Source organism: Salininema proteolyticum, from assembly GCF_042685645.1.
Lineage (GTDB): Bacteria > Actinomycetota > Actinomycetes > Mycobacteriales > Micromonosporaceae > Salininema > Salininema proteolyticum.
This window is the reverse complement of sequence record NZ_JBHUNX010000001.1, coordinates 1,106,116-1,126,718: the sequence shown is the minus strand read 5'-3', so window position 1 is coordinate 1,126,718 and position 20,603 is coordinate 1,106,116. Positions and strand designations below refer to the sequence as shown.

Here is a 20,603-nt window from a genome sequence, read left to right as displayed (position 1 = left end):
CGCCTCCCTAAAGGGAAGTCGATTCCCGGCTTGGCTTCCAGTATGGCTGTCAGCTCTACGGGAGGGTTACTGCTTCGACGCGCTGTGCCGGGTCTCCCCGGTCTTACCTGCGCTCCACGAGTCGTTTAGGGTCTCCGCATGCCCTGCGGCGACCAGCCTGCGCCCTTCGGCGCGAATGTTCTTCTCGGCGTTGGCGTCCCTGTCATGGACGGCCCCGCACCCGCACTCCCAACGGCGAACCTTCAACCCTTCCAGACCACTCGGCCCGGTCAAGGCTCCGCAAGCGGAGCACAGACGGGTGGAGGGGAAGAACCTGTCCACCCGCACGAACACCCTCCCCGCCCGCCTGGCCTTGGATTCCAGACGGGAGAGGAACATCCCGAACGCCGCCTCCTGCACCGACTTGGACATGCGGGACCTCTGCAGCCCCTTGACGTTCAGGTCCTCCACATATACAGCTTGATTCTCACTGACGATGCGGTGGACCTTCTTGTCTATCCAGTCGGAGCGGGAATGCTTGATCTTCTCGTGAACCCGGGCGACCTTAAGACGCGCCTTGGCACGGTTGCTCGATCCCTTCTGCTTGCGCGACAGAGACCGCTGCGCGCGTTTGAGTTTCCGCTCCAGGCGGGCAAAGAACGTCGGATTCTCGATCACCGCCCCGCCTCGCAGCACGGCGAACGACTTCAACCCCAGGTCGATCCCCGTGTCCTGCCCGTCAGGGAGCGGGTCGAGCAGGTCCGCGTCGGCGGCGACCGCGACCACGAACGAGGCGTAATACTTACCCGTGGTGGTCTTAATGATCGTGACCGAGCTGGGCTCCGACGGAAGGTCACGCGACCATGAAACCTTGAGATCCCCGACCTTTGGCAACCGCAGCCGGCCATTGCCCAGCACGCGGAACCGGGCGGCCTTGGTGAACCTGGCGGTCTGTGTGTTCGACCGGCGTTTGAACCGGGGCGGCCCGATACACGGGCCGGACCGTTTCCCCTTGAGGGAGTCGAAGAAGTTCGCATACGCCCGGTCGCAGTCCCGGACCGCTTGTTGCAAGGGAACAGTTGAGACCTCGGCCAGCCATGCCCGCTGGTCAGTCTTCTTCGCCTCGGTGATCAACCGGCGGGACAAGTTACCCGATGCGGGGAAGGGTTCTCCGGCCGCATAGGCGGCGTTGCGGGCGGCCACACTGTCGTTGTAAACGACCCGGACGCATCCGAAGGTCCGCGCCAGGGCCTTGGCCTGTGGCGCGGTCGGGTACATCCTGAATCGGTACCGCAGCAGCACACCGTGACTCTATCGCGGGGGGCCCGACACATGGCTTGCGAGATATCGCGCGGGCCGGTTCCAGCGACCACAGTGATCCACCACGCGCGGTTCTGAACCGCTTCACCACCGCCCTAAAGGACCGCGCACTGCGGCAGAATCCGGTAGCGGTTTCAGAACCGAAGACCGGAAGCGGCCTGGACTGCTTCTCCCGTCTCTGTTCAGAGCCAATACGTGAACAGCTGAAGGCCGACCGAGAATAGAGCGAGGGTGGCCGAGGTGATCGTCATCAGGGCGGTTCGGCGGCGCCCGTCTCGGACGGTCCTTTCAATCGCCGGACCGCACTCGTCCCCGCCTCTGATCTTTTGTGCACGCCGCTCCATAGCAGCTGTGGACTCGTTCGGATACAAACGCGGCAACGCCCCCGCCGCGTGGAGGATCGAAATGAGCACCGCCGTCTTCTCATCCGGCTCACCTCCTTCGAACAGTGCCCGTTCCACCCTCAAGGCGACAGGGGTTTCAAGGTCGTGGGCGCCCGGCAACCAGCTCCGGAGGGGGATCACACCCATGAACCGGGATCGTGAGGCTCGCAGTCCCCTTCGGTCCACCAGGCCGTCCGCGATGATCTCCCGCAGGATCAGGCGCCTCCGCCGCCAATCGCCCTGTCCCCCGATCTTCCCCACCGCTTGTCGGGGAGAGCAACCGTGCATGAGGTCTACGACGTCGGCCATTTCCGGACTGCCCGGGTCCGCACCGGTTCGCACGAGGCGGCCGGGTCGGTGGTCGACATCGGTGACGTCGGTCATCTTCAACGCGCCCTGGAGAACCAGGTCCGCCGCCACCGCACCGGCCAGTGCGGCGTAGAAGCGGTCCGCATCGACGACTGGGCGGCCGTCCGCGTCGTCCAGGAGCAGCAGGAGAGTCTCTTCGGCGAGCGTGAGATCCACGGTGGATCCGTTTCTGTCTCAGGAGTCGGGGAACGAACTCATCGTAGGGCGAGGCATCCATACCCTTGCCGCGCTTGAACATCGTCCGCTCCTAGCCGGCCGAGAGGCGGGCGCACTGATTCCCGGATCCCCATTTCGCACTGGTGCGTCACTGATAATCAATTCCCCTGTGGAAACTGAATCCAACAACTGTCCGAACTGGTCGGGAATCTATACTCTCACTGCCGTTCTCACTTCCCGTGGGACGGTACCGACTCTCCGAGGAGAGGAGGTGATTTGGTGGAGGCAGAAGATCTGGCCCCGGCCCTGGTTCACACCTTGGCGGCCCTCGACATCCCGGCACAGTTGTACCCGGACCGGTTGGAATGGGTCGAGTACCGGCATGACGAGGGCCTTCGAAAGGCGCAGAAAAGGCCCGTCGACGCTGAGACCGCGATGCGCGTGCTCAGGTCGGCGAGCCTCAAATAAAACACCTTTTATCAAATTACAAGTTCCGGGAGGGGCTGTCAAGCCTTTCCCGGAACCACACGGGAGTCGTCGTGGCGGAGGTTCCGCCTCCGCCACGAATTCCCTCCACGCTCTCATTGCGGCAACGGTCCTCGGGCGAGGTCGAAGGCCTCTACGACCAGATCGCACAAGACGCGGCCCGCGCTCAGATCTCCGTCCGAGTCCGGGTCGTAAATGGCGACGTCCATGCCGAGCGCCGCGGGAGACGCGATCAATCGCGCCAGGTGCGCCGCGGTTTCCGGCGGATACGAACCTCCCGGTTCGGGCGTGTCCACGGCCGGCATCACGGAGGGATCGAGGACGTCGGCGTCCAGGTGGATCCAGAATCCGTCGACGCCGTCTCGGGCGACGGTGTCCAGGACGCGCTCCGCCGCACCGACCGGATCGGAGTTCACCGCACCGCTTTCGACAAGGAGGATACCGGCGGCCGCGGCCTCCTCGGCGAACTCGTCGTCCGGACGTAGGCCCGCCACCGCGACGTCCTCTGGACGCAGGTAAGGGCGGGCGCCCTCCAGGTCCGTCAAGGCTCCGCCGAGGCCCGTGGCCAGTGCCAGGTTCTCACCCCCGACCGAACCGTAGGCCTCACTGTTGCCCGGGTGCCGGTAGTCCAGGCCGTCGAGGACTGCCATGCCGTGCCGCCCCCGGCGCTTGAGCGCCAGCGCGATGCCCAGGACGATGCTGCAATCTCCTCCGAGCACCAGCGGAAACGAACCGTCGTCCAGCATCGGGCCGAGCCGGTCGGCCAACGCCGCCGAGTAGTCCGCGATCGCGCCCTCGTTGCGGACGCGCCCCGATTCCCGGTGCGGCCGGTAACGCGGCGCCGTCAGCACTCCCGCGTCCTCGGCCTCCAACCGCCGCACTATTCCGAGGTCTCGCAGGACGCCCGGCGCCTTGTGGCAGCCGGGCACCGACCCCTCCTCCGGAGGCCGGAGCCCCAGGTTGGAGGGCGCGTCGAGAATCGCAATGCTTCGCTGCATGGAACCACGCTATCCGGGGCGGGCGACAAGCGATGACCGCACGACCGGACCGATCGCCCGGAGCAACTGCGGCCGCTCGTTCGCTTTCCCCGGAGAAGCTCACTGCGCTCTGGCGAAGGACAGGGTCTCGCCTTCGACGCCGCGCAGCCAGAGGTCTTGCGCGGCGGCGGCCATCTCCGGCAGCCCTTCCACGATGGTCGCGAACACGTTGCCGGGCACCCAGCCCGCGTCGCCGTTGATCAGCAGGTTGTTCCGGCCGTAGAAGATCGCCAGGTCGGTGGCGCCCTGATTGCCGTGCGCCTCACTGCCCTCGTCGTAGCCGTAGGCGGGATTGCCGATCTGCCAGGCCTCGAATCCGAAGTACACCACGTCGCCGGGAATCGGAGTGACCGTGGGGTTCTCCATTCCGACCTTGGGATCGGCGAACGGCGGCACCAGCGTGTACACCTCGTTGCGGGCGTACTTGGCGTGGTAGGCGGCGCCGCTCTGCGGCAGGGCGTCCCACACCGCGGCGCAGGTGCGCGGGGCCTCGGCCTCCAGCAGTGCGGCGCGGCAGGACACGCCCCGCTTCTCCAGGGTGATCGTGATATGACGAGCCATAGTGGAGCCTCTCTACTCGACGACCGAGGCCAGGACCTCGGACCAGATGTCGAGCGCCTCGTCGACCTGCGCGGCGTCTACGATCAGCGGCGGGATCATCCGCACCACGTTCATGTGGGCGCCACAGGTGAGCAGCAGCAGGCCTCGTGCGGCGGCCTCCTTCTGCGCCGCCTGGGCGGTCGCGGTGTCCGGCTCGCCGTCCGGAGTGGTGAACTCGGAGCCGACCATCAGGCCGAGACCGCGGACGTCGCCGACCACCGGCGTCTTCTCGCCGACATGCCGCGCCCCCTCGAGCAACTGGAGACCGCGGTCCGCGGCATTGGCGACCAGTCCCTCCTCCTGGATCACGTCCAGGGTAGCGGCCGCCGCGGCGCAGGCCACCGCGTTGCCGCCGTAGGTGCCGCCTTGCGAACCCGGCCAGGCGCGGGACATCAGCTCCTCGGACGCGGCCATGCCGGACAGCGGGAATCCGCTGGCCAGGCCCTTGGCGATCAGCACGATGTCCGGGCGCACGCCGAAGTGGTCGTGGCCCCAGAACTCGCCGGTGCGTCCGAAGCCGGTCTGGATCTCGTCGAGTACCAGCAGGATGCCGTGCTCGTCGGCGCGCCGGCGGAGTCCGGCGAGGAACTCGGTGTTGGCCGGGACGTAGCCGCCCTCGCCCAGCACCGGTTCGATGAAGAACGCGGCGGTCTCGTCGGGCGAGGTCGCGGTGGCGAGCAGGTAGTCCAGTTCCCGCAGCGCGAACTCGGTGGCGGTGCGCTCGTCCCAGCCGTAGCGGTAGGCGTAGGGGAACGGCGCCATGTGCACTCCCGACATCAGCGGCGAGAAGCCGGCGCTGAAACGGGTGCCGGAGGTGGTCAGCGAGGCGGCCGCTACGGTCCGGCCGTGAAAGCCGCCCTGGAAGACCACGATGTTCGGCCGGCCGGTCGCCTGCCGGCTCAGCCGCAGCGCGGCCTCGACGGCCTCGCTGCCGGAGTTGGAGAAGAACAGCGAGTCCAGCCCGGCGGGGAGCACGTCGCCCAGTCGGCGTGTCAACTCCAGCAGCGGTTGATGCATCACCGTGGTGTACTGGCCGTGGATCAGTTTGCCGACCTGTTCCTGAGCGGCCCGCACCACCCGCGGGTGGCAGTGGCCGGTGCTCGTCACGCCGATCCCCGCGGTGAAGTCCAGATAACGGCGCCCCTCGGCGTCATAGAGGTGGACGCCCTCGCCGTGGTCGGCGACGACCGGCGTCGCCTGTTTGAGCAGTGGTGAGAGCTGAGCCATGGCGGTGTGCTCCTAACTGGTGCTGCGTCCTCGGGCGTTGCCAAGCCGAGTAGGCTTGGGTTGTAGATTGTTGACAATATTATATTTCAGCCCGCGTGGCAACCGCGGGACGCTGAAAGCGAGGAAGGAGTGAGATCCGATGCCAAGTGAAACCAGCGTCGTCGAAGGCGTCGGCAAGGTGCTGTTCATCGGCGGCAGATGGGTTCCGGCCGACGGGGGAAAGACCTTCGCGGTGCACGATCCCGCCACCGGCGAAGCGCTGTGCCAGATCGCCGACGCCTCTCCCGCCGACGGCGTCGCGGCCCTGGACGCCGCCGTCGCCGCCCAGGATTCGTGGGCGAGCCACCCGCCGCGCGAACGCGGCGAGATCCTGCGCCGGGCCTATCAAGAGCTGACGTCCCGGGTCGACGAGCTGGCGCTCCTGATGACCCTGGAGATGGGCAAGCCGCTGGCCGAGGCGCGGGGCGAGATCGCCTACGCCGCGGAGTTCTTCCGCTGGTTCGCGGAGGAGGCGGTCCGCATCGACGGCGGCTACGCCACGGCCCCGAACGGCACCGGCCGATTCCTGGTGGCCAAGCAGCCCGTCGGACCCTCGCTGCTGATCACGCCGTGGAACTTCCCGATGGCCATGGGGACGCGCAAGATCGGCCCGGCGATCGCGGCCGGCTGCACCTCGGTGATCAAACCCGCCTCGCAGACCCCGCTGTGCATGCTCGCGCTCGCCCGGATCCTCGCCGACGCCGGGCTGCCGGACGGCGTCCTCAACGTCCTCACCACCACCGACTCGGGCGGCGTCATGGAGCCGCTGATCCGGGATGGCCGGGCGCGCAAGCTGTCCTTCACCGGTTCGACCGCGGTCGGCCGCAAGCTGCTCGAGCAGTGCTCGGAGAAGGTGCTGCGCACGTCGATGGAGCTGGGGGGCAACGCCCCGTTCCTCGTCTTCGCCGACGCCGACCTGGACGCGGCCCTCGACGGAGCGATGCTGGCCAAGATGCGCAACATCGGCGAGGCGTGCACCGCCGCCAACCGGTTCTACGTACAGCGGGACGTGGCCGAGGAGTTCGCCCGCCGGATGGCCGAGCGGATGGCCGAGCAGCCGATCGGGCGCGGCACCGAGGAGGGCGTCGTGGTCGGGCCCTTGATCGACGAAGCGGCGGTGGAGAAGGTGACCGGCCTGGTCGACGACGCGGCAGAACGCGGCGCCACGGTGTTGACCGGCGGTTCGGCCGTGGACGGACCGGGCCACTTCTACCGCCCGACGGTGCTGGCCGACGTGCCGCCCGACGCCCGGATGGGCCAGGAGGAGATCTTCGGACCGGTCGCCCCGATCTCGGTGTTCGACACCGAGGACGAAGCGGTCCGCGTCGCCAACGACACCGAGTACGGCCTGGTCAGCTACCTCTACACCAGCGACGTCAAGCGCGCGCTGCGAGTCGCCGAGCGGCTGGAGGCCGGGATGGTCGGACTGAACCAGGGCATCGTGTCCAACCCGGCGGCGCCGTTCGGCGGGGTCAAGCAGTCGGGCCTCGGCCGCGAGGGAGGCACCGTCGGCATCGACGAGTTCCTGGAGACCAAGTACATCGCGGTGGCCTTGTGAAGATCCACCGCATAGCGAGCATTCCCGGCGACGGCATCGGAGTCGACGTCACCGCCGAGGCGCGGAAGGTACTGGACCGAGCCGCCGAGCGGCACGGGTTCGGCCTGGAGTGGACGGAGTTCGACTGGAGCTGCGAGCGATACACCCGAACCGGCTCGATGATGCCGCCGGACGGCATCGAGCGGCTGTCGGCGTTCGACGGGATCCTGCTCGGCGCGGTCGGGTTCCCCGGCGTGCCGGACCACGTGTCCCTGTGGGGCCTGCTGATCCCGGTGCGTCGGGCGTTCGCGCAGTACGTGAACCTGCGGCCGGTGCGGCTGCTGCCGGGCGTGGAGAGCCCGCTGGCCGGCCGCACCGCCGAGGAACTGGAGATGGTGATCGTGCGGGAGAACTCCGAGGGCGAGTACTCGGCGATCGGCGGGCGGCACAACGCCGGTCAGCCGGGCGAGTTCGCGATTCAGGAGTCGGTGTTCACCAGGGTCGGCGTCGAGCGGGTCGTCCGCTTCGCCTTCGAGCTCGCCGGGGAGCGGTCCGGGCGGGTGTGCTCGGCGACCAAGTCGAACGGGCTGATCCACTCGATGCCGTTCTGGGACGAGATCTTCGCCGAAGTCGCGGCCGGGTACCCGGATATCTATAGTGAACAATGCCATGTGGACGCGCTCGCCGCGCGGATGGTGCAGCATCCCGAGCGGCTGGACGTGGTGGTGGGCTCGAACCTGTTCGGCGACGTCCTCTCCGATCTCGCCGCCGCGGTGACCGGCGGCCTCGGGCTGGCGCCGTCGGGCAATGTCAACCCGCCGGGCGATCACCCCTCCATGTTCGAGGCGGTGCACGGCAGCGCGCCGGACATCGCGGGGAAGGGCATCGCCAATCCGGTGGCCCAGGTGCTGGCGGGGGCGATGATGCTGGAGCACCTGGGTGAGGCCGAGGCGGCGCGGGCTGTGGACCGGGCCGTGTCGGACGTGCTGGCCGAACGGTCCGCCGTCACTCCGGACCTCGGCGGTTCGGGCACCACGGCCGCACTCGGCTCGGCGATCGCGGCCGCGCTCAGATGAGGCGTGGCGGCACCGCGCCGGAGAGACCTCGCGTAACTGGTCAGGTCTTGGTAGAGCCGCGCGCTTGCGTCGCGGCGTGGGAGCTGGAAGGAGCCCAGGTGGTTCACAGTGCGTTAGATCGTGCCGATCGTGGCGGCCGATAGGGCTTCCGCCCATCCGCCGACAGGATCGGTGCGAGATGACGCCCTGTGGAGCAGCTGAGCGGACACCTAGCCACTTAGCCGCGGAGCGTCGTCCCCGGTGCCAGGCGGCCGACGGCGTCCTCCATGTGGTCTTCCAGCAGGGCCAGGACCGCCTCCGTGTCGCCGTCCCGGATGGCCTTGGTGATCCGGCGGTGCTCGACCACCCTTTCGTCGACCCGCTGGTACGTGGTCTGGAGCAGCGAAAGGCACATCCTGGTCTCGGTGAGCAGGACGCGTGCCATCCGGGCCAGCCGCCTGCTGCCCGAGGCTCCGATGAGGACCTCGTGGAAGCGCAGGTCCGCGTCGGACAGCGCGGTCGGGTCGTCGTCCTCGGCGGCCGCGACCATCGCCGACACCGCCTCGTCGAGGAGCGCGGCCGTTCGCTCGCGGTCGCCGTTCATCACCTCGATCACGGCGGCCCGTTCGATCGCGGTGCGCGCGGTGTAGATGTCGCGCACATCGCCGGGTTCGAGGTCGATCACGAACAGCCCGCGGTACCGTTCACTGCGCAGCAGGCCCTCGGACACCAGCCGCTGCATCGCCTCCCGCAGAGGGCCCCTCGACACGTTGAAGCGGCGCGCCAGCTCGGCCTCGCCGAGCTGGGTTCCCGGCGGCAGCGAGCCGTTCATGATCACTTCGCGGAGCCGGTCGGCGATGATGCCCGCCGTCGATTCCCGGTCGACCGGTTCGATGCCGGCGATGTCCATGGTAATTCGCCTCCTACTGCGGCTTCCCCGGGCGGGACGCGAAACAGCGAGCCGAGCGAGTCCGACGTCGCCGACGACCCCGCCAGGCGCAGGCCTTCCCAGATGGTCACCTGATTGGCGGTGAGCACCGGCTTGCCGATGCGTTCTTCCAGTGTGTTCACCAGGGCGAGGGTGCGCATCGCGGTGTCCGGGACCAGCAGAGCGTCGGTGCCGGGCCGGTCGTACTCGATCGCCAGAGCGGTGACGGCCTCCGGGGTCATGTTGCCGACCGCGGCGGCGGTGTCGATGTCGTGGCTGGACATCGCGGCGACCTCTATGCCTCCCGCGGCGAGGAACCCCGCGAACAGCGCGGCGACGTCGCCGGGGTAGCTCGCGACCACGGCGACCCTGCGCGCCCGCAGCGCCCGCGCGGCGTGCACGAACGCGAAGGAGGTGCTCGAGGCGGGCAGCCCGCCCGCCGCCTCGGACAGTCCCGCCACCTGCTCGGCGGCGCCCTGCCAGCCGTAGACGAAGCTGCCGCTGGTGCAGGCCCACATGACGGCCTCCGGGTCGTGTCCGGCCAACAGCCGCGCGCCTTCGGCCAGCCGGTGCGGGGCCCCGAGGTCGAGCAGTTCGGGGACCGCGTGCAGATCGGTCCCGTAGATGTGCGCGACGGGAAGCCTCAGGTCGGGGCCGAGCAGCTTTTCCGCGAGCGGGTAGTCGTCCTCGGCCGCGTGATCGGGGTAGACCATGCCGATAGTCGTCATAAGCTCCTCCACCTGTATTGTCGACAATAATACAAGATCGTTTCACGTAACGTCGCGCAGCCACTCCCCCGGGCCGACCTTCGGGAGGTTCATCCGCTTGAGAGAGGCCCACATGGTGAGCTGGTTGGCGGTGAGGACCGGCTTGCCGAGCGCGGACTCGAGGGGCTCGATCAGGTCGTACGTCGGCAGGTTGGTGCACGAGACGAATATGGCCTCGGCGTCGGGATGGTCGGCCGCGATGATCCGTTCGGCGATGGTGCGGTAGCCGACCTTCCAGATGCCGCCGCCGAGACCGAGGTGATCGCTGGAGAGCGTCTCCACGCCCAGCTCGGCGAGGAAGTCGTGCAGCTTGGCCGTCAAGTCGGCGTCGTACGGCGTCAGCACCGAGATCCGCTGGACGTCGAGCTGCTGCAGCACTTCGGCCAACGCGCCCGAGGTGGTCACCGCGGCCGGCGCGCCGGCGTCGCAGATCGCCTTGACCAGCGAACGCTCGTAGGCGACCCCGTTGACGAAGCTGCCCGACGAGCACAGGTAGGCGACGACCTCGGGCTCCACGGCCAGCACGTCCCGCGTGGCCGTGGCGATGTGCCTGCTGTCGCTGACCAGCCGGGCCATGTCGATGCTGACAGGCAGCGGATCATACGGCGTTCGCGCCAGGTGCAGCGATACCTCCATCGGCACCCAACGCCACAGCTCTCGCTCAAGGGCCAGGTCGAACGGGGCGATCACGCCGATTCCCCGCTGAGCCAGCGGGCCGTCGACTTCAAGGAAATCGAGTTTAGTCAAATCCAAGGCACAGCCTCCGGTGAACTCGACGGAAGTGACCTCCGGGGGCGAATCCTCGGATTGTTGACAATCATACGACTAGATCATAGAATGTCAAACATGTTCGGCGAGGATTCTCCGGCGATAACGGTTCTATGCGGCGATCAACCGCCCGACGGCATGGAACGCATCGAGCGGTCCGCGACGGTACGCTACACCGACGACGACGGCCTGGCCGACGCCCTGACCGGTGCCGACGTGCTGTTCGTCTACGACTTCCTCTCCACCGCGGTGCCCGGCGCCTGGCATGCCGCGGACAGGCTGAGCTGGGTGCACATAGCCAGCGCCGGGGTGGACCCGGTCATCTTCCCCGGCATGAGGGACAGCGACGTGGTGCTCACCAACTCCCGCGGAGTCTTCGACGCCCCGATCTCCGAGTACGTCCTCGGCGCCGTGCTCGCCTTCGCCAAGGACTTCGCACGCTCCCTGCGACTGCAGGACGAGGCCCGGTGGCTGCACCGGGAGACCGAACGCGTCGAGGGGCGGCACGCGATGGTCATGGGCACCGGCCCGATCGGCAGGGCCATCGCCCGAATGCTGCGCGCCGCGGGAATGCGGGTCACCGGCATCGGCCGCACCGCGCGCACCGACGATCCGGACTTCGGCGTCGTGCATCCGTCGACGGCGCTGCTCAGTCGCCTGCCCGGAGCCGACTACGTGGTGGCGGTCGCCCCGCTGACCGAACAGACCAAGGGCGTCTTCGACTCGCGGGCCTTCGCCGCGATGAAGACCGGCGCCCGCTTCATCAACGTCGGCCGCGGCGAACTGGTGGTCACCGAAGACCTGATCGCCGCGCTGCGCGCGAACGAGATCGCGGGCGCCGCCCTCGACGTGTTCGACACCGAACCGCTTCCGGCCGACAGCCCGCTCTGGCGCATGGAGAACGTGCTCGTGTCGCCGCATATGTCCGGCGACGCCGTCGGCTGGCGCAGCGTCCTCGTCGAAAGGTTCGCCGAGAACTTCGACCTATGGCGCGCGGGCCGGCCGTTGCAGAACGTCGTGGACAAAAACCTGGGTTACGTGCCGTCAACAGCGGCCTGAGGAGAGACATGCCAGCGAACACCAGTGCCCTGCCGACCGCGAGCGAGCTCGCCGCCGCCTACGCGACGCGAGAACTGTCCCCTGTCGAGGCCACCGAGGCCGCGCTGGAGGCGATCAACGAGCTCGACGGCGCCTACAACGCCTACTGCCTGGTCGACCCGGAAGCGGCACTCGACAGCGCCAGGGAGTCCGAAGCTCGCTGGCTCGAAGGCAACCCCATCGGATGGCTGGACGGCGTGCCCGCCTCCATCAAGGACATGTTCCTCACCCGGGGCTGGCCGACGCTGCGCGGCTCCCGCTGCATCGACCCGGAACAGGCCTGGGACACCGACAGCCCGGCGACCGCCCGGCTGCGCAAGCACGGGCTGGTCCTGCTCGGCAAGACCACCACTCCGGAACTGGGCTGGAAGGCGGTCACCGACAGCCCGCTGGAGGGCATCACCCGCAACCCGTGGAACCCCGACCTCACCCCGGGCGGCTCCAGCGGCGGCAGCGCGGTAGCGGTCGCCACCGGGATGGGCGGGCTCTCGGTGGGCACCGACGCCGGCGGCTCGGTGCGCATACCCGCCTCGTTCTGCGGCATCGTCGGATTCAAGCCGACCGGCAGCCGGATCCCGCTGTACCCGGCGAGCCCGTTCGGGCCGCTCGCGCACGCCGGCCCGATGGCGCGCTCGGTGGACGACGTCGCGCTCCTACTGGACGTGCTCGCGGTTCCCGACTACCGCGACCCGACCGCACTGCCGCCGCTGCTGGCCGCCTACCGGGAGGCGGTCCGGCGGGACGTGCGCGGGCTGCGCGCGGCGTACTCTCCGAACCTCGGCTACCTCGACGTGGACCCCGAGGTCGGTCAGATCGTCGGCTCGGCGGTGGCCGCGCTGAACGAGGCGGGACTGCACGTGGAGCAGTCCGACCCCGGGTTCGACGACCCGGTGGAGGCGTTCGAACTGCTGTGGGCCGCCGGTGCGGCCAAGTGGCTGGACAGCTTCCCCGAGGGATCGGCCGAGAAGGTGGATAGCGGCCTCCGCCGGGTCTGGGAGAAAGGGATGACCTACTCCGCCGGCGAGTATCTCGACGCGCTCGCCGCGGGTGCGGCGCTCGGCATTCGCATGGGCGAGTTCCACACCCACCACGACGTCCTGATCACGCCGACGGTGGCGGTCCAGCCGTTCGAGGCCGGACACGACGTCCCGCCGGGGAGCGGACTGTCCAGTTGGCAGCGGTGGGCCGGATTCAGCTACCCGTTCAACATGACCCGGCAGCCGGCGATCAGCGTCCCGGCCGGGTTCACGTCGAGTGGTGTCCCGGTCGGCATGCAGATCATAGGGCCGCGTCACTCCGACGACTTGGTGCTCGCCGTCGCCAAGCTGGCCGAGGAGGTCCTTCCGGAGGCGACTGTGCATCCGGCGGTTTCCCGATAGCCGCCGACCGTGCAGTTTCCCTAGCGAACCACGTAACTTCGACCGGAGCCGGGGCAACCGTTGAGCCAAGGCCGGTGTCCGACGTGCCATGGTTCGTACCGGGCGAAAGACCTGTGGCTCGATGCCAGTCGAAGGCGGGGTTCATCCGAGAGACGTCATGGAGATCCTGCGTCGCAAGTACCCGTCGGCGACTGCGCGGATCGACCGCCACCGAATAAGGCCCGTCGTTCAGAACGGGGCTTTGATGTGGGATGAGGAGATCGCCAACGGGTGTTCCGACGCCGAATGAGCGTCCATTTACCACTGGCTGTTCCCAAAAAAGGGCCCCGGAGGAAGTTCCTCCGGGGCCCTTTTCACCGGTGGGCACTACTGGGATCGAACCAGTGACCGCTGCTTTGTAAGAGCAGTGCTCTACCGCTGAGCTAAGTACCCGTGTCCGCCGCCGAAATCGGCAACGAGAACCATGGTACAGCATGGAGTCGCAGCTCCCCAGCGAGACGCGCACCGGGCGTGATGGCGAGCACGGGCACGACTCCCGGCGAATGGGCAGGTCAGGTGAGAATGACGGAACCGGACTCGGTCGAGAGGCGGGCGACGAGCGCAGGTCGCGCCCCTTCCGTCACGGTCTGGCCGACACCCAGCGCGCGCAGGCTCTTCTCCGCCTCGGAGGGTGCGGGGTGGGTGACCTCCAGGCTCTCCAGCGGGACGACCGGCAGGCCCCGGGAGGGGTGCGGCGTTGAGCCCCAGTCGATGAGGAACGGGACCACGCCGGAGTGCGTGCCGTCTTCGTCGAGGGTCAGGCGCCAGGAGAGAAGGTCGCCGCCAGGGGTCTTCCGCGACATCGGACGGACGTCCCCCGGGTCGCGGCCGACGGAGCGCGCGGAAGAGACCGCGCCTTCGATATCGTCGGTGCGAACGGCCCACGTGACGATGGAGGCCCGGTCGAGCGAGTCGATGCCGAAGGGGCGCGGGAACTCCGGTTCGGGCTGTTCCGGGTCGGGCCCCACTATCTCCAGGTAGGCGCCGCGGCCGAGCCCGAGCAAATGGTTGCGCGTTCCGAGGCCGACGTGGCGACCGCCGGGCGCGGGGGTCTCTCCCAGGCGCCCGGCGATGTCCTCCACCGTCTCTTCGAGTCGGGGCGTGGCGAGGACGAGGTGATCGAGTACTGCCATGGTCGCGATGGTAGACGGTCCGGTACGGGAGCGCGAGGGCGTGTCGCGCCGGCCCGAGGAAGGAGGCGTCCCAAGGGCCGAGCCGCAAGGGACGGCCCGGCACGAACGGCCGGTCAGTAGGCGAAGGTGATCATGGACCGGGAGACCGTGGGCGTCTCGATCTCGTCCAGCAGCGCGAGCGCGAAGTCCTCCATGGAGAGCCGCGCCCTTCCGTCGGAGCCGACCAGGAGTTCGCCGCTCCCCCGCCGGTAGGCGCCGAGCTTCTTCCCGGGCTCGAACTCGGCCGGCGGAGCGGCGTACGTCCAGGCGGCTCGGTCCTCGGCGGCGCAGATGAGGTACTGCCGGTAGCTCGCCTCAATGGTCGGCATCCAGTCGGGGTGCGTGTACCGAGGGTCGTCCTTGAGAAGGTCTCCGGTGTCGGGAACCCGGAGCGCCGCCGCGCCGCCGACAACGTAGAGCCGTGCGTCGGTGGGGCGGACGCCGGCGAGGACGCTCTCCATGATCGGGTCGTAGAGCGCTTCCCGCCCGAAGGGCGGGCGGACGGCGTGGACGAGTGCGTCGTGCGAGGCGGCCAGGCGCCCGACGGCCTCTGCGTCCGAGGCGTCGGCGATCACGTGGTCGGACTCGATCGGGCGTCGGACGACGGCGGTGGCGTGGTGGCCGCGCGAGCGGGCCTCGGCGACGATGCGGGAACCGGCCTGTCCGGCGGCTCCTAGTACGGCGATCTTCATGCGGTGCTCCTGTTCTCTCGGGTGGGGCGGTCAGACTCCGGCGAGGGACTTCTCTTCGGTCTTCTTCGGCGGCGCGGGTCTGCCCTGCAGTTGGGCCCCTAGGGCCGCGCCGAGGGCGATGACGAATCCGGCCGCCTGAAGGGCGGTGAAGGACTCCCCCATGAACGCCAGTCCTATGACGGCGGCCGAGAGGGGCGACCCGATGCCCAGGAAGGTGATGGCCACGGGGTTGAGCCGGGAGATCCCCCGGAACCAGAGCCAGTAGCCCAGGGCGGTGTTGATCAGGCCCAGGTAGAGGTATCCGAGGAGGTTGGTCGTGGTGAGTGCCGGCAGGGAGCCCTCGATGAGGAGGGCCGCGGGGGCCAGGAAGAGCCCGCCCCAGGCCAGCTGCCAGCCGGCGATCGCGGCGGGCCCGGCGTCCGGGGGCATGCCCCATTTCTTGGTGAGCACCGTCGAGGTGGACATCGACACGGCCCCGGCGACTCCCGCCAGCATGCCCACCAGGTCGAGGCGGGCGTCGGCGGTGAGTGCGACCAGCGCGATGCCGAAGACCGCGACGATGCCGAGCACCCAGGTGCGGGCGCGGACGCGGCTGCGCAGGATGAGGATCGACGCCCCCGCCGCGGCGAGCGGTCCGATGGCCGAGGCCACGGCGGCCACGCCTCCGGGGAGGTTGTAGGCGGCGATGAAGAGGAGGACGAAGAAGGCGCCGATGTTGAGGAATCCGATGACGGCGGACTTCCACCACCACTCGCCGCTGGGGAGGCGGCGGGAGATGAGGATCAGGAGGAGGCCGGCGGGCAGGGCGCGCAGGAAGGCGGTCAGGACGGGGCGGTCGGGTGGGAGGAACTCGGTGGTCACCGCGTAGGTGGATCCCCACATGAGCGGGGCCAGGGCGGTGAGGGCGACATCGCGGACTCTCATGTCCGCACCTCGCGGAAAGTAGCTTGCATAAAAGTAGCTTAGCACTAAGCTAATTAGGGTCAAGTATTTTCCGGGTAAGACAGGGCACAGGCGGGGCGCCGTGAATAATGGGGACATGAGCGATGCCGTCGACACGATCACCGAGCAGTGGAACCGCGAACTTCCGGACCTGCACACCGACTCCATGGGCACCATCGGACGCGTCCACCGGATCTCGCGGCTGCTGGTGTCGCCCAGGCTGAAAGCGGTCTTCAAGGATCACGGGCTGGGCCGGGGCGAGTTCGACGTGCTGGCGACCCTCCGGCGCAGCGGCGAACCGTTCGCCCTCTCCCCGAAGGCGATCTCCGAGTCGCTGATGCTCACCTCGGGCGGGCTGACGGGAAGGCTCGACAGGCTGGAGGAGTCCGGCATGATCGAGCGCTGCCCCGCCCCCGCGGACCGGCGGAGCCTGAGCATCCACCTGACCGAGAAGGGCCGGGCGACCGTGGAGGCCGCGGTCCGCGAAGAGGTCGACGTCCTCGACGACGTCCTCTCGCCCCTCGACGAGGAGGAGCGCCGCGAGTTCGATCGCCTGCTCCGGAAGATCCACGGGAACGGCGCATGACGGCCGGGACGATCGAGGTCTGGGTCGTCGACCGCGACGGCGGGCGCTTCGAACGGGCCGCGGTGGAGGCGCAGGGCGAGTACACCGAGGTCCTGTCGGCCGCGGAAGAGGCGGCCGAGCGCCTGGGCATCGCGCTGGACAAGAAGGCTCGCCGCACACTCCGGCCCGTCCCGCGCGGCGAGGACGGCCTGCCGCGCCGGGCGCGTATCGTCGTCGCGGGCGGCAATCTCGTACTCGCCGACCCCGTCGAGAAGCTGCGGCATTGGACTAAGCTCGCCTCCGACGTTGCGGCCGACCTTCTGATCTGGCACGAGGACGGCCGCTGGGCCCTGCAGGTGGCGACCCCCATGGACGACCTGCCGCCTCGCCCGCGCCCGCGCGAGCGCTCCCTGCGTGCCGCGGTGGAATCGGCGGAGTGGCGGGAGCTCGTGGACGACTGGGGCCGCATCGACAAGAAGCTCCCCGGCGGCACCGGCCGGTACCTCTCCGAAGTCGACGGCGTCGGCTGGAAGGGATCGTCCCTGGGCGGTATAGAGGCGCTCTTCGACGGCGGCGCCGGCGCCGCGGTCTGGCGCAACGGCGCGTGGCACGACGTCGGGGAGCGGCCCGAACCCGACTTCTGGGGAGACCCGGTCCCCGAACGTGAATGCCCCGACAAGAGCACGTCCTGTCCCTCGTGCGCCGGCCGGGGATCCTTTTACGACGGTTTCACGTGGACGGTCACCGATTTCGCGGGGTTCACCGACCACCGGACCGTGCGCGGAGGGCCGGGCACGCCGCTGCCGCGGTCGACGTCGTTCGGCGACCCGCGCCACGAACTCAGGAACGTTCCGCGCCCGCGAGACGTCCTGTTCGACCACGGCATCGACTACGCGCTCGTCAAGGACAGGAGGAACCTTCCGGTCGGCGCGGACTTCCTCGACGCGGCGGTCATCGCGCCGGCGGGGTCCTCGGCGCGGGACTTGGAGGCCACCTTCATCGCCCGGTGCACCGCGAAGTCGGCCGGGGCGCGCGGTTACGCCATTGTGTCCCCTCCCCCGCCGGATCGGCTCGGCTCCCTCGCCGAACTCGTGTGGTCCATGGGAGGAGAGGTGCACGCGGCGATCCGCGACGAGACGAACCGGCGGAACGAGGGGACCGCGCACGCGGGAAAGCGCTGGGGCGTGGGGGTCACCCCGTTCGCCGAGCCCTTCCGGCCCTCGGGCGTGGCGATCCTGCACCACTCCCTGGAGGCCGCGGCCGCCGACTGCTGGAACCGCTTCCCCGACGTCGCCCGGCGCGACCTGGACACCCCGACCGGACACGCCACCGTGGACACATTCTCCGAGCGGCTGGTACTTGCCGACCTCATGTCTTCGCTCAGCAGCCTGCGGCAGCGCGTCGGCCCGGCTACGATAAGTGTTCGACTGGGGACCGACCGCGTCTCCGCCGTGCTCCATTCGGGCAGGCGGGGCGCCCGGCCTCGGACGCTCGGCGAGGCGCCGGACGTTCGCCGACTCGCCGAGCGCCTGCGGGACAGCGCGGAAGGCCTCTTCGAGTGACCTTGTCCGGGAACCGGGTTGCCGCCCGCGGAGGGCGGTGGCGGCTCACGCCGAGCGGCCGGCGACGCCCACCGGGTTCCCGCCCCATAGAGAGCGGAGGCCGAAGTGCGCACGTTCGTCACCCTCTACCGCGGTCTGACGGCCCTGCTGGTCTTCGCCGTCTTCTTCGGGACCATAGCCGCCGAGTGGGGCCCGGGCTTCAGCCTCGCGAACTACGTCTCCTTCTTCACCGTCCAGTCCAATGTGATCGCCGGCCTCGTCTTCGCCGCGAGCGCCTGGGCCATCGGGAAGGGCCACCGCAGCGGCAGGCTGGACGCCTGGCGGGGCGCCGTCGTGGTGTACCTGGTGACCACGGTGACCGTCTACCAGGCGCTGCTGGTCGACATCGCCGAGGTCGCGGCCTACTCGCCGCCCTTCCTGGACTTCGCCTTCCACCGCCTGGTTCCGGCGATAGTCGTGCTCGACTGGATCCTGTTCCCTCCCGCGCACGCGGTCCGCTTCCCCCAGTGGCTCTGGTGGCTGGTCTTCCCGGCGGCCTACCTCGCCTACACGCTGGCCCGGGGGCCGCTGGCCGGCGACTGGTACCCGTATCCGTTCCTAGACCCCACGGGCGGGGCCGGCTGGCCCGGTGCCTTGGCCGGTGCCACGGGCGTCGCGCTGTTCATCATCGTCCTCTCGGCCCTCGTGGCGTGGTCGACGCGCTGGTTGGGGCACCTGTGGTGGGCTTCCCACCCGCCGTCGGGAACGTTGGACGTGAGGTGAGGGGCTCCCGCCGACGGCGAAATATTACCTACCGCAAGGTAGGCAGAGTGACCGTTTCGTTGTAAAGTTAGCCTTCATCGTCCTGCTTTACGAGGTAGTAAAGGGAAGGCTCCCATGAAACTGAATGTCCACGAGGCGGGCTCGGGCGCGAAGACCGCCCTCCTCGTCCACGGCGCGATGTCCGACCACGGCACTTGGCACGCGGTCGAGGACGTCCTGACCGGCCGCGGCTACAAGGTCCACTCCATCGACATGCGCGGCCACGGCCGGAGTCCCCGCGGCGAGTACTCCGACCGCGCGCTCGGCGACGACCTGGTGGAGAACCTCCCCGCCGGGGCGGACCTCGCCATCGGCCACTCCATGGGCGGGCGCGCCCTGGCCCTGGCGGCCGACCGGCTGCGGCCGAAGCGGGCCGTCTACTCCGACCCCGGATTCCCCCTGGGGACCGTGCCGGCGGGCGCCTTCGACGCCATGACCCGGATGGTGAAGGAGTCCACGGCCGAGTCCGTGCGGCAGTTCAACCCCCGGTGGTCCGACGCCGACATCGCCGCGGAGCTCGAGGGCTTCGGACGGTTCGACGTGGAGTTCTTCCGGGGCATGGAACTCATGGACCAGAACTGGGCCCCCGGGGCACCGCCAGTGCCGTCGCTCGTCCAACTGGCGGACCCGTCGCTGTGCGTGGATCCGGCGAGCGCCGGAAGGCTCTCCGACGAGGGATACGACGTGGTGACGGTGGCCGGGGCGGGCCACTGCGTTCACCGCGACGACTTCGGGGCCTTCATGGGGTCCGTCGACGCCTGGCTGGCGGAGCGCGCCGGCGTCTGAACGCCCCGAATCGTTCCATACAGTGGACGGCGTCCCACGAAGTGGCCTCGGCGGATCGCATGGAATTTCGGGCGAGATCACGGCGAAGCCCACAAGCCGACATGAAGAGAGCCGCCGCGCGACCGTGTCGCGCGGCGGCTCTCGACCGTGTAGGCGGTTCCGCCCGTGAGCTCGGGCCGTGCGGCCCGGCTCGCGGTCTAGGCGGAGAGCCCTTTAAGGGCCTTCTGCCATCCCTGCTGGTCGCGGGCGTCACCGGGCATGTTCATCTCGCTGAAGCGGACGACGCCCTCCTTGTCGATGACGAAGGTGCCGCGGTTGGCCATGCCCTTCTCGTCGTTGAACACGCCGTAGGCCTGCGCGACCTCGCCGTGGGGCCACAGGTCGGACAGCAGCGGGAACTCGAAGCCCTCGCGCTCGGCCCAGACCTTGTGGGCGAAGGGCGAGTCGACCGAGACGGTCAGGACGGCGGTGTCGTCGTTCTGGTAGGCGGCGATGTTGTCGCGGATTCCGCACATCTCGCCCTCGCAGACGCCGGTGAAGGCGAACGGGTAGAACACCAGCAGGACGTTCTTCTTCCCCTTGAAGTCGGAGAGGGAGACCTCCTGGTTGTTCTGGTCTTTCAGGGTGAACTCGGGGGCGGTGGCGCCGATTTCGAGCGGCATGCGTGTTCTCCTTCTGTGTCGGCGACCGTCCGGTCCAGCAGGTCAGGCGCGACGCGGAGTGCCTGGTGCGCCTGGGCGGCCGCACGTCGGAATGGTCCGGTTCTGTCCCCACACGGTAACTCGCGCACTGTGACGCGGGTCGGGCAGGATGGCGTCAATGACGCCTGGAGCACTGGTGTGACCTGTGCTCGCCATTTCCCGCCCGGGGAGAGTGACTCAGCTCCCACGAAGAGGTCGAACGAGAGGGACCGCGC

At 69.1% G+C, this 20,603-nt stretch carries 21 protein-coding genes and 1 tRNA gene; 9 read left to right on the top strand and 13 right to left on the bottom strand.

Annotated features, from left to right (window positions below; all coding sequences use genetic code 11):
• Nucleotides 1-66 precede the first annotated feature (66 nt).
• Together ACFTE1_RS05325 and ACFTE1_RS05320 are read right to left on the bottom strand one after the other, a co-directional pair.
• On the bottom strand, nucleotides 67-1,281 hold the full coding sequence (locus tag ACFTE1_RS05325; protein ID WP_380618247.1) for an RNA-guided endonuclease InsQ/TnpB family protein: 1,215 nt from the start codon (nucleotides 1,279-1,281) through the stop codon (nucleotides 67-69).
• 200 nt (nucleotides 1,282-1,481) lie between these two features.
• Nucleotides 1,482-2,207, bottom strand: a complete 726-nt coding sequence (locus tag ACFTE1_RS05320; protein WP_380618246.1) for a GOLPH3/VPS74 family protein — start codon at nucleotides 2,205-2,207, stop codon at nucleotides 1,482-1,484.
• 279 nt (nucleotides 2,208-2,486) lie between these two features.
• On the opposite strand from ACFTE1_RS05320, the gene ACFTE1_RS05315 reads away from it, so the two are divergent.
• The gene (locus ACFTE1_RS05315; protein WP_380618245.1) at nucleotides 2,487-2,675 is read left to right on the top strand and encodes a hypothetical protein; all 189 of its coding nucleotides are present in this window, start codon (nucleotides 2,487-2,489) and stop codon (nucleotides 2,673-2,675) included.
• Between the two features lie 113 nt (nucleotides 2,676-2,788).
• Here ACFTE1_RS05315 and ACFTE1_RS05310 read toward each other — a convergent pair whose 3' ends face one another.
• From ACFTE1_RS05310 to ACFTE1_RS05300, 3 genes are all read right to left on the bottom strand, one after another.
• Complete coding sequence (locus ACFTE1_RS05310) at nucleotides 2,789-3,691, bottom strand: arginase family protein (RefSeq protein ID WP_380618244.1); 903 nt, start codon at nucleotides 3,689-3,691, stop codon at nucleotides 2,789-2,791.
• A 99-nt stretch (nucleotides 3,692-3,790) separates the two neighbouring features.
• The gene (locus ACFTE1_RS05305) at nucleotides 3,791-4,291 is read right to left on the bottom strand and encodes a DUF3830 family protein (protein ID WP_380618243.1); all 501 of its coding nucleotides are present in this window, start codon (nucleotides 4,289-4,291) and stop codon (nucleotides 3,791-3,793) included.
• 12 nt (nucleotides 4,292-4,303) lie between these two features.
• Complete coding sequence (locus ACFTE1_RS05300; RefSeq protein WP_380618242.1) at nucleotides 4,304-5,557, bottom strand: aspartate aminotransferase family protein; 1,254 nt, start codon at nucleotides 5,555-5,557, stop codon at nucleotides 4,304-4,306.
• Nucleotides 5,558-5,696: 139 nt separating this feature from the next.
• On the opposite strand from ACFTE1_RS05300, the gene ACFTE1_RS05295 reads away from it, so the two are divergent.
• Both ACFTE1_RS05295 and ACFTE1_RS05290 read left to right on the top strand, forming a co-directional pair.
• Nucleotides 5,697-7,154, top strand: coding sequence for an NAD-dependent succinate-semialdehyde dehydrogenase (locus ACFTE1_RS05295; protein WP_380618241.1), 1,458 nt, complete (start codon nucleotides 5,697-5,699; stop codon nucleotides 7,152-7,154).
• Nucleotides 7,151-8,209 carry a tartrate dehydrogenase gene (locus ACFTE1_RS05290; RefSeq protein WP_380618240.1) on the top strand — a complete coding sequence of 353 codons (1,059 nt, stop codon included), beginning with the start codon at nucleotides 7,151-7,153 and terminating at the stop codon, nucleotides 8,207-8,209. The genes ACFTE1_RS05295 and ACFTE1_RS05290 overlap by 4 nt, the downstream gene beginning before the upstream one ends.
• 217 nt (nucleotides 8,210-8,426) lie before the next feature.
• Here ACFTE1_RS05290 and ACFTE1_RS05285 read toward each other — a convergent pair whose 3' ends face one another.
• From ACFTE1_RS05285 to ACFTE1_RS05275, 3 genes are read right to left on the bottom strand one after another with little or no spacing between them, the layout of a single operon-like run.
• Nucleotides 8,427-9,098: a GntR family transcriptional regulator gene (locus tag ACFTE1_RS05285; RefSeq protein ID WP_380618238.1), complete on the bottom strand. Its 672-nt coding sequence runs from the start codon at nucleotides 9,096-9,098 to the stop codon at nucleotides 8,427-8,429.
• The gene (locus ACFTE1_RS05280; protein ID WP_380618236.1) at nucleotides 9,023-9,844 is read right to left on the bottom strand and encodes a maleate cis-trans isomerase family protein; all 822 of its coding nucleotides are present in this window, start codon (nucleotides 9,842-9,844) and stop codon (nucleotides 9,023-9,025) included. Before ACFTE1_RS05280 ends, ACFTE1_RS05285 begins: the two co-directional genes overlap by 76 nt.
• 42 nt (nucleotides 9,845-9,886) lie before the next feature.
• A complete protein-coding gene (locus tag ACFTE1_RS05275; protein WP_380618235.1) occupies nucleotides 9,887-10,636 on the bottom strand; it encodes a maleate cis-trans isomerase family protein in 750 nt (249 codons plus the stop codon).
• A 93-nt stretch (nucleotides 10,637-10,729) separates the two neighbouring features.
• Here ACFTE1_RS05275 and ACFTE1_RS05270 point away from each other — a divergent pair, with 93 nt between their 5' ends.
• Together ACFTE1_RS05270 and ACFTE1_RS05265 are read left to right on the top strand one after the other, a co-directional pair.
• Nucleotides 10,730-11,710, top strand: coding sequence for a D-2-hydroxyacid dehydrogenase (locus ACFTE1_RS05270; RefSeq protein ID WP_380618234.1), 981 nt, complete (start codon nucleotides 10,730-10,732; stop codon nucleotides 11,708-11,710).
• Between the two features lie 8 nt (nucleotides 11,711-11,718).
• Complete coding sequence (locus ACFTE1_RS05265) at nucleotides 11,719-13,128, top strand: amidase (RefSeq protein WP_380618233.1); 1,410 nt, start codon at nucleotides 11,719-11,721, stop codon at nucleotides 13,126-13,128.
• 360 nt (nucleotides 13,129-13,488) lie between these two features.
• On the opposite strand, the gene ACFTE1_RS05260 is transcribed toward ACFTE1_RS05265, so the two are convergent.
• From ACFTE1_RS05260 to ACFTE1_RS05245, 4 genes are all read right to left on the bottom strand, one after another.
• Nucleotides 13,489-13,560, bottom strand: a tRNA-Val gene (locus ACFTE1_RS05260).
• 119 nt (nucleotides 13,561-13,679) lie between these two features.
• Nucleotides 13,680-14,300: a VOC family protein gene (locus ACFTE1_RS05255; protein WP_380618232.1), complete on the bottom strand. Its 621-nt coding sequence runs from the start codon at nucleotides 14,298-14,300 to the stop codon at nucleotides 13,680-13,682.
• A 113-nt stretch (nucleotides 14,301-14,413) separates the two neighbouring features.
• On the bottom strand, nucleotides 14,414-15,031 hold the full coding sequence (locus ACFTE1_RS05250) for an NAD(P)-dependent oxidoreductase (protein WP_380618231.1): 618 nt from the start codon (nucleotides 15,029-15,031) through the stop codon (nucleotides 14,414-14,416).
• Nucleotides 15,032-15,061: 30 nt separating this feature from the next.
• A complete protein-coding gene (locus ACFTE1_RS05245; RefSeq protein WP_380618230.1) occupies nucleotides 15,062-15,955 on the bottom strand; it encodes an EamA family transporter in 894 nt (297 codons plus the stop codon).
• 115 nt (nucleotides 15,956-16,070) lie between these two features.
• Here ACFTE1_RS05245 and ACFTE1_RS05240 point away from each other — a divergent pair, with 115 nt between their 5' ends.
• The 4 genes from ACFTE1_RS05240 to ACFTE1_RS05225 all read left to right on the top strand — a co-directional run bounded on the left by ACFTE1_RS05240 (nucleotide 16,071) and on the right by ACFTE1_RS05225 (nucleotide 19,687).
• Nucleotides 16,071-16,559: a MarR family winged helix-turn-helix transcriptional regulator gene (locus ACFTE1_RS05240; protein ID WP_380618229.1), complete on the top strand. Its 489-nt coding sequence runs from the start codon at nucleotides 16,071-16,073 to the stop codon at nucleotides 16,557-16,559.
• Nucleotides 16,556-18,100 (top strand): hypothetical protein, encoded by a 1,545-nt coding sequence (locus ACFTE1_RS05235; RefSeq protein ID WP_380618228.1) that lies wholly within the window; start codon nucleotides 16,556-16,558, stop codon nucleotides 18,098-18,100. Before ACFTE1_RS05240 ends, ACFTE1_RS05235 begins: the two co-directional genes overlap by 4 nt.
• 105 nt (nucleotides 18,101-18,205) lie before the next feature.
• Entirely contained in the window at nucleotides 18,206-18,862 is a 657-nt protein-coding gene (locus ACFTE1_RS05230) for a Pr6Pr family membrane protein (RefSeq protein ID WP_380618226.1), read from the top strand.
• 114 nt (nucleotides 18,863-18,976) lie between these two features.
• The gene (locus ACFTE1_RS05225; protein WP_380618225.1) at nucleotides 18,977-19,687 is read left to right on the top strand and encodes an alpha/beta fold hydrolase; all 711 of its coding nucleotides are present in this window, start codon (nucleotides 18,977-18,979) and stop codon (nucleotides 19,685-19,687) included.
• A gap of 197 nt (nucleotides 19,688-19,884) precedes the next feature.
• Here ACFTE1_RS05225 and ACFTE1_RS05220 read toward each other — a convergent pair whose 3' ends face one another.
• A complete protein-coding gene (locus ACFTE1_RS05220) occupies nucleotides 19,885-20,349 on the bottom strand; it encodes a peroxiredoxin (RefSeq protein ID WP_380618224.1) in 465 nt (154 codons plus the stop codon).
• Between the last annotated feature and the right edge of the window lie 254 nt (nucleotides 20,350-20,603).

What these genes read in the sequence shown, in the direction of transcription:
- ACFTE1_RS05310 (WP_380618244.1), bottom strand. Translation starts at nt 3,691, where the DNA reads ATGCAGCGAAGCATTGCGATTCTCGACGCGCCCTCCAACCTGGGGCTC.
- ACFTE1_RS05305 (WP_380618243.1), bottom strand. Translation starts at nt 4,291, where the DNA reads ATGGCTCGTCATATCACGATCACCCTGGAGAAGCGGGGCGTGTCCTGC.
- ACFTE1_RS05300 (WP_380618242.1), bottom strand. Translation starts at nt 5,557, where the DNA reads ATGGCTCAGCTCTCACCACTGCTCAAACAGGCGACGCCGGTCGTCGCC.
- ACFTE1_RS05295 (WP_380618241.1), top strand. Translation starts at nt 5,697, where the DNA reads ATGCCAAGTGAAACCAGCGTCGTCGAAGGCGTCGGCAAGGTGCTGTTC.
- ACFTE1_RS05285 (WP_380618238.1), bottom strand. Translation starts at nt 9,098, where the DNA reads ATGGACATCGCCGGCATCGAACCGGTCGACCGGGAATCGACGGCGGGC.
- ACFTE1_RS05280 (WP_380618236.1), bottom strand. Translation starts at nt 9,844, where the DNA reads ATGACGACTATCGGCATGGTCTACCCCGATCACGCGGCCGAGGACGAC.
- ACFTE1_RS05270 (WP_380618234.1), top strand. Translation starts at nt 10,730, where the DNA reads ATGTTCGGCGAGGATTCTCCGGCGATAACGGTTCTATGCGGCGATCAA.
- ACFTE1_RS05265 (WP_380618233.1), top strand. Translation starts at nt 11,719, where the DNA reads ATGCCAGCGAACACCAGTGCCCTGCCGACCGCGAGCGAGCTCGCCGCC.
- ACFTE1_RS05255 (WP_380618232.1), bottom strand. Translation starts at nt 14,300, where the DNA reads ATGGCAGTACTCGATCACCTCGTCCTCGCCACGCCCCGACTCGAAGAG.
- ACFTE1_RS05250 (WP_380618231.1), bottom strand. Translation starts at nt 15,031, where the DNA reads ATGAAGATCGCCGTACTAGGAGCCGCCGGACAGGCCGGTTCCCGCATC.
- ACFTE1_RS05245 (WP_380618230.1), bottom strand. Translation starts at nt 15,955, where the DNA reads ATGAGAGTCCGCGATGTCGCCCTCACCGCCCTGGCCCCGCTCATGTGG.
- ACFTE1_RS05240 (WP_380618229.1), top strand. Translation starts at nt 16,071, where the DNA reads ATGAGCGATGCCGTCGACACGATCACCGAGCAGTGGAACCGCGAACTT.
- ACFTE1_RS05235 (WP_380618228.1), top strand. Translation starts at nt 16,556, where the DNA reads ATGACGGCCGGGACGATCGAGGTCTGGGTCGTCGACCGCGACGGCGGG.
- ACFTE1_RS05225 (WP_380618225.1), top strand. Translation starts at nt 18,977, where the DNA reads ATGAAACTGAATGTCCACGAGGCGGGCTCGGGCGCGAAGACCGCCCTC.
- ACFTE1_RS05220 (WP_380618224.1), bottom strand. Translation starts at nt 20,349, where the DNA reads ATGCCGCTCGAAATCGGCGCCACCGCCCCCGAGTTCACCCTGAAAGAC.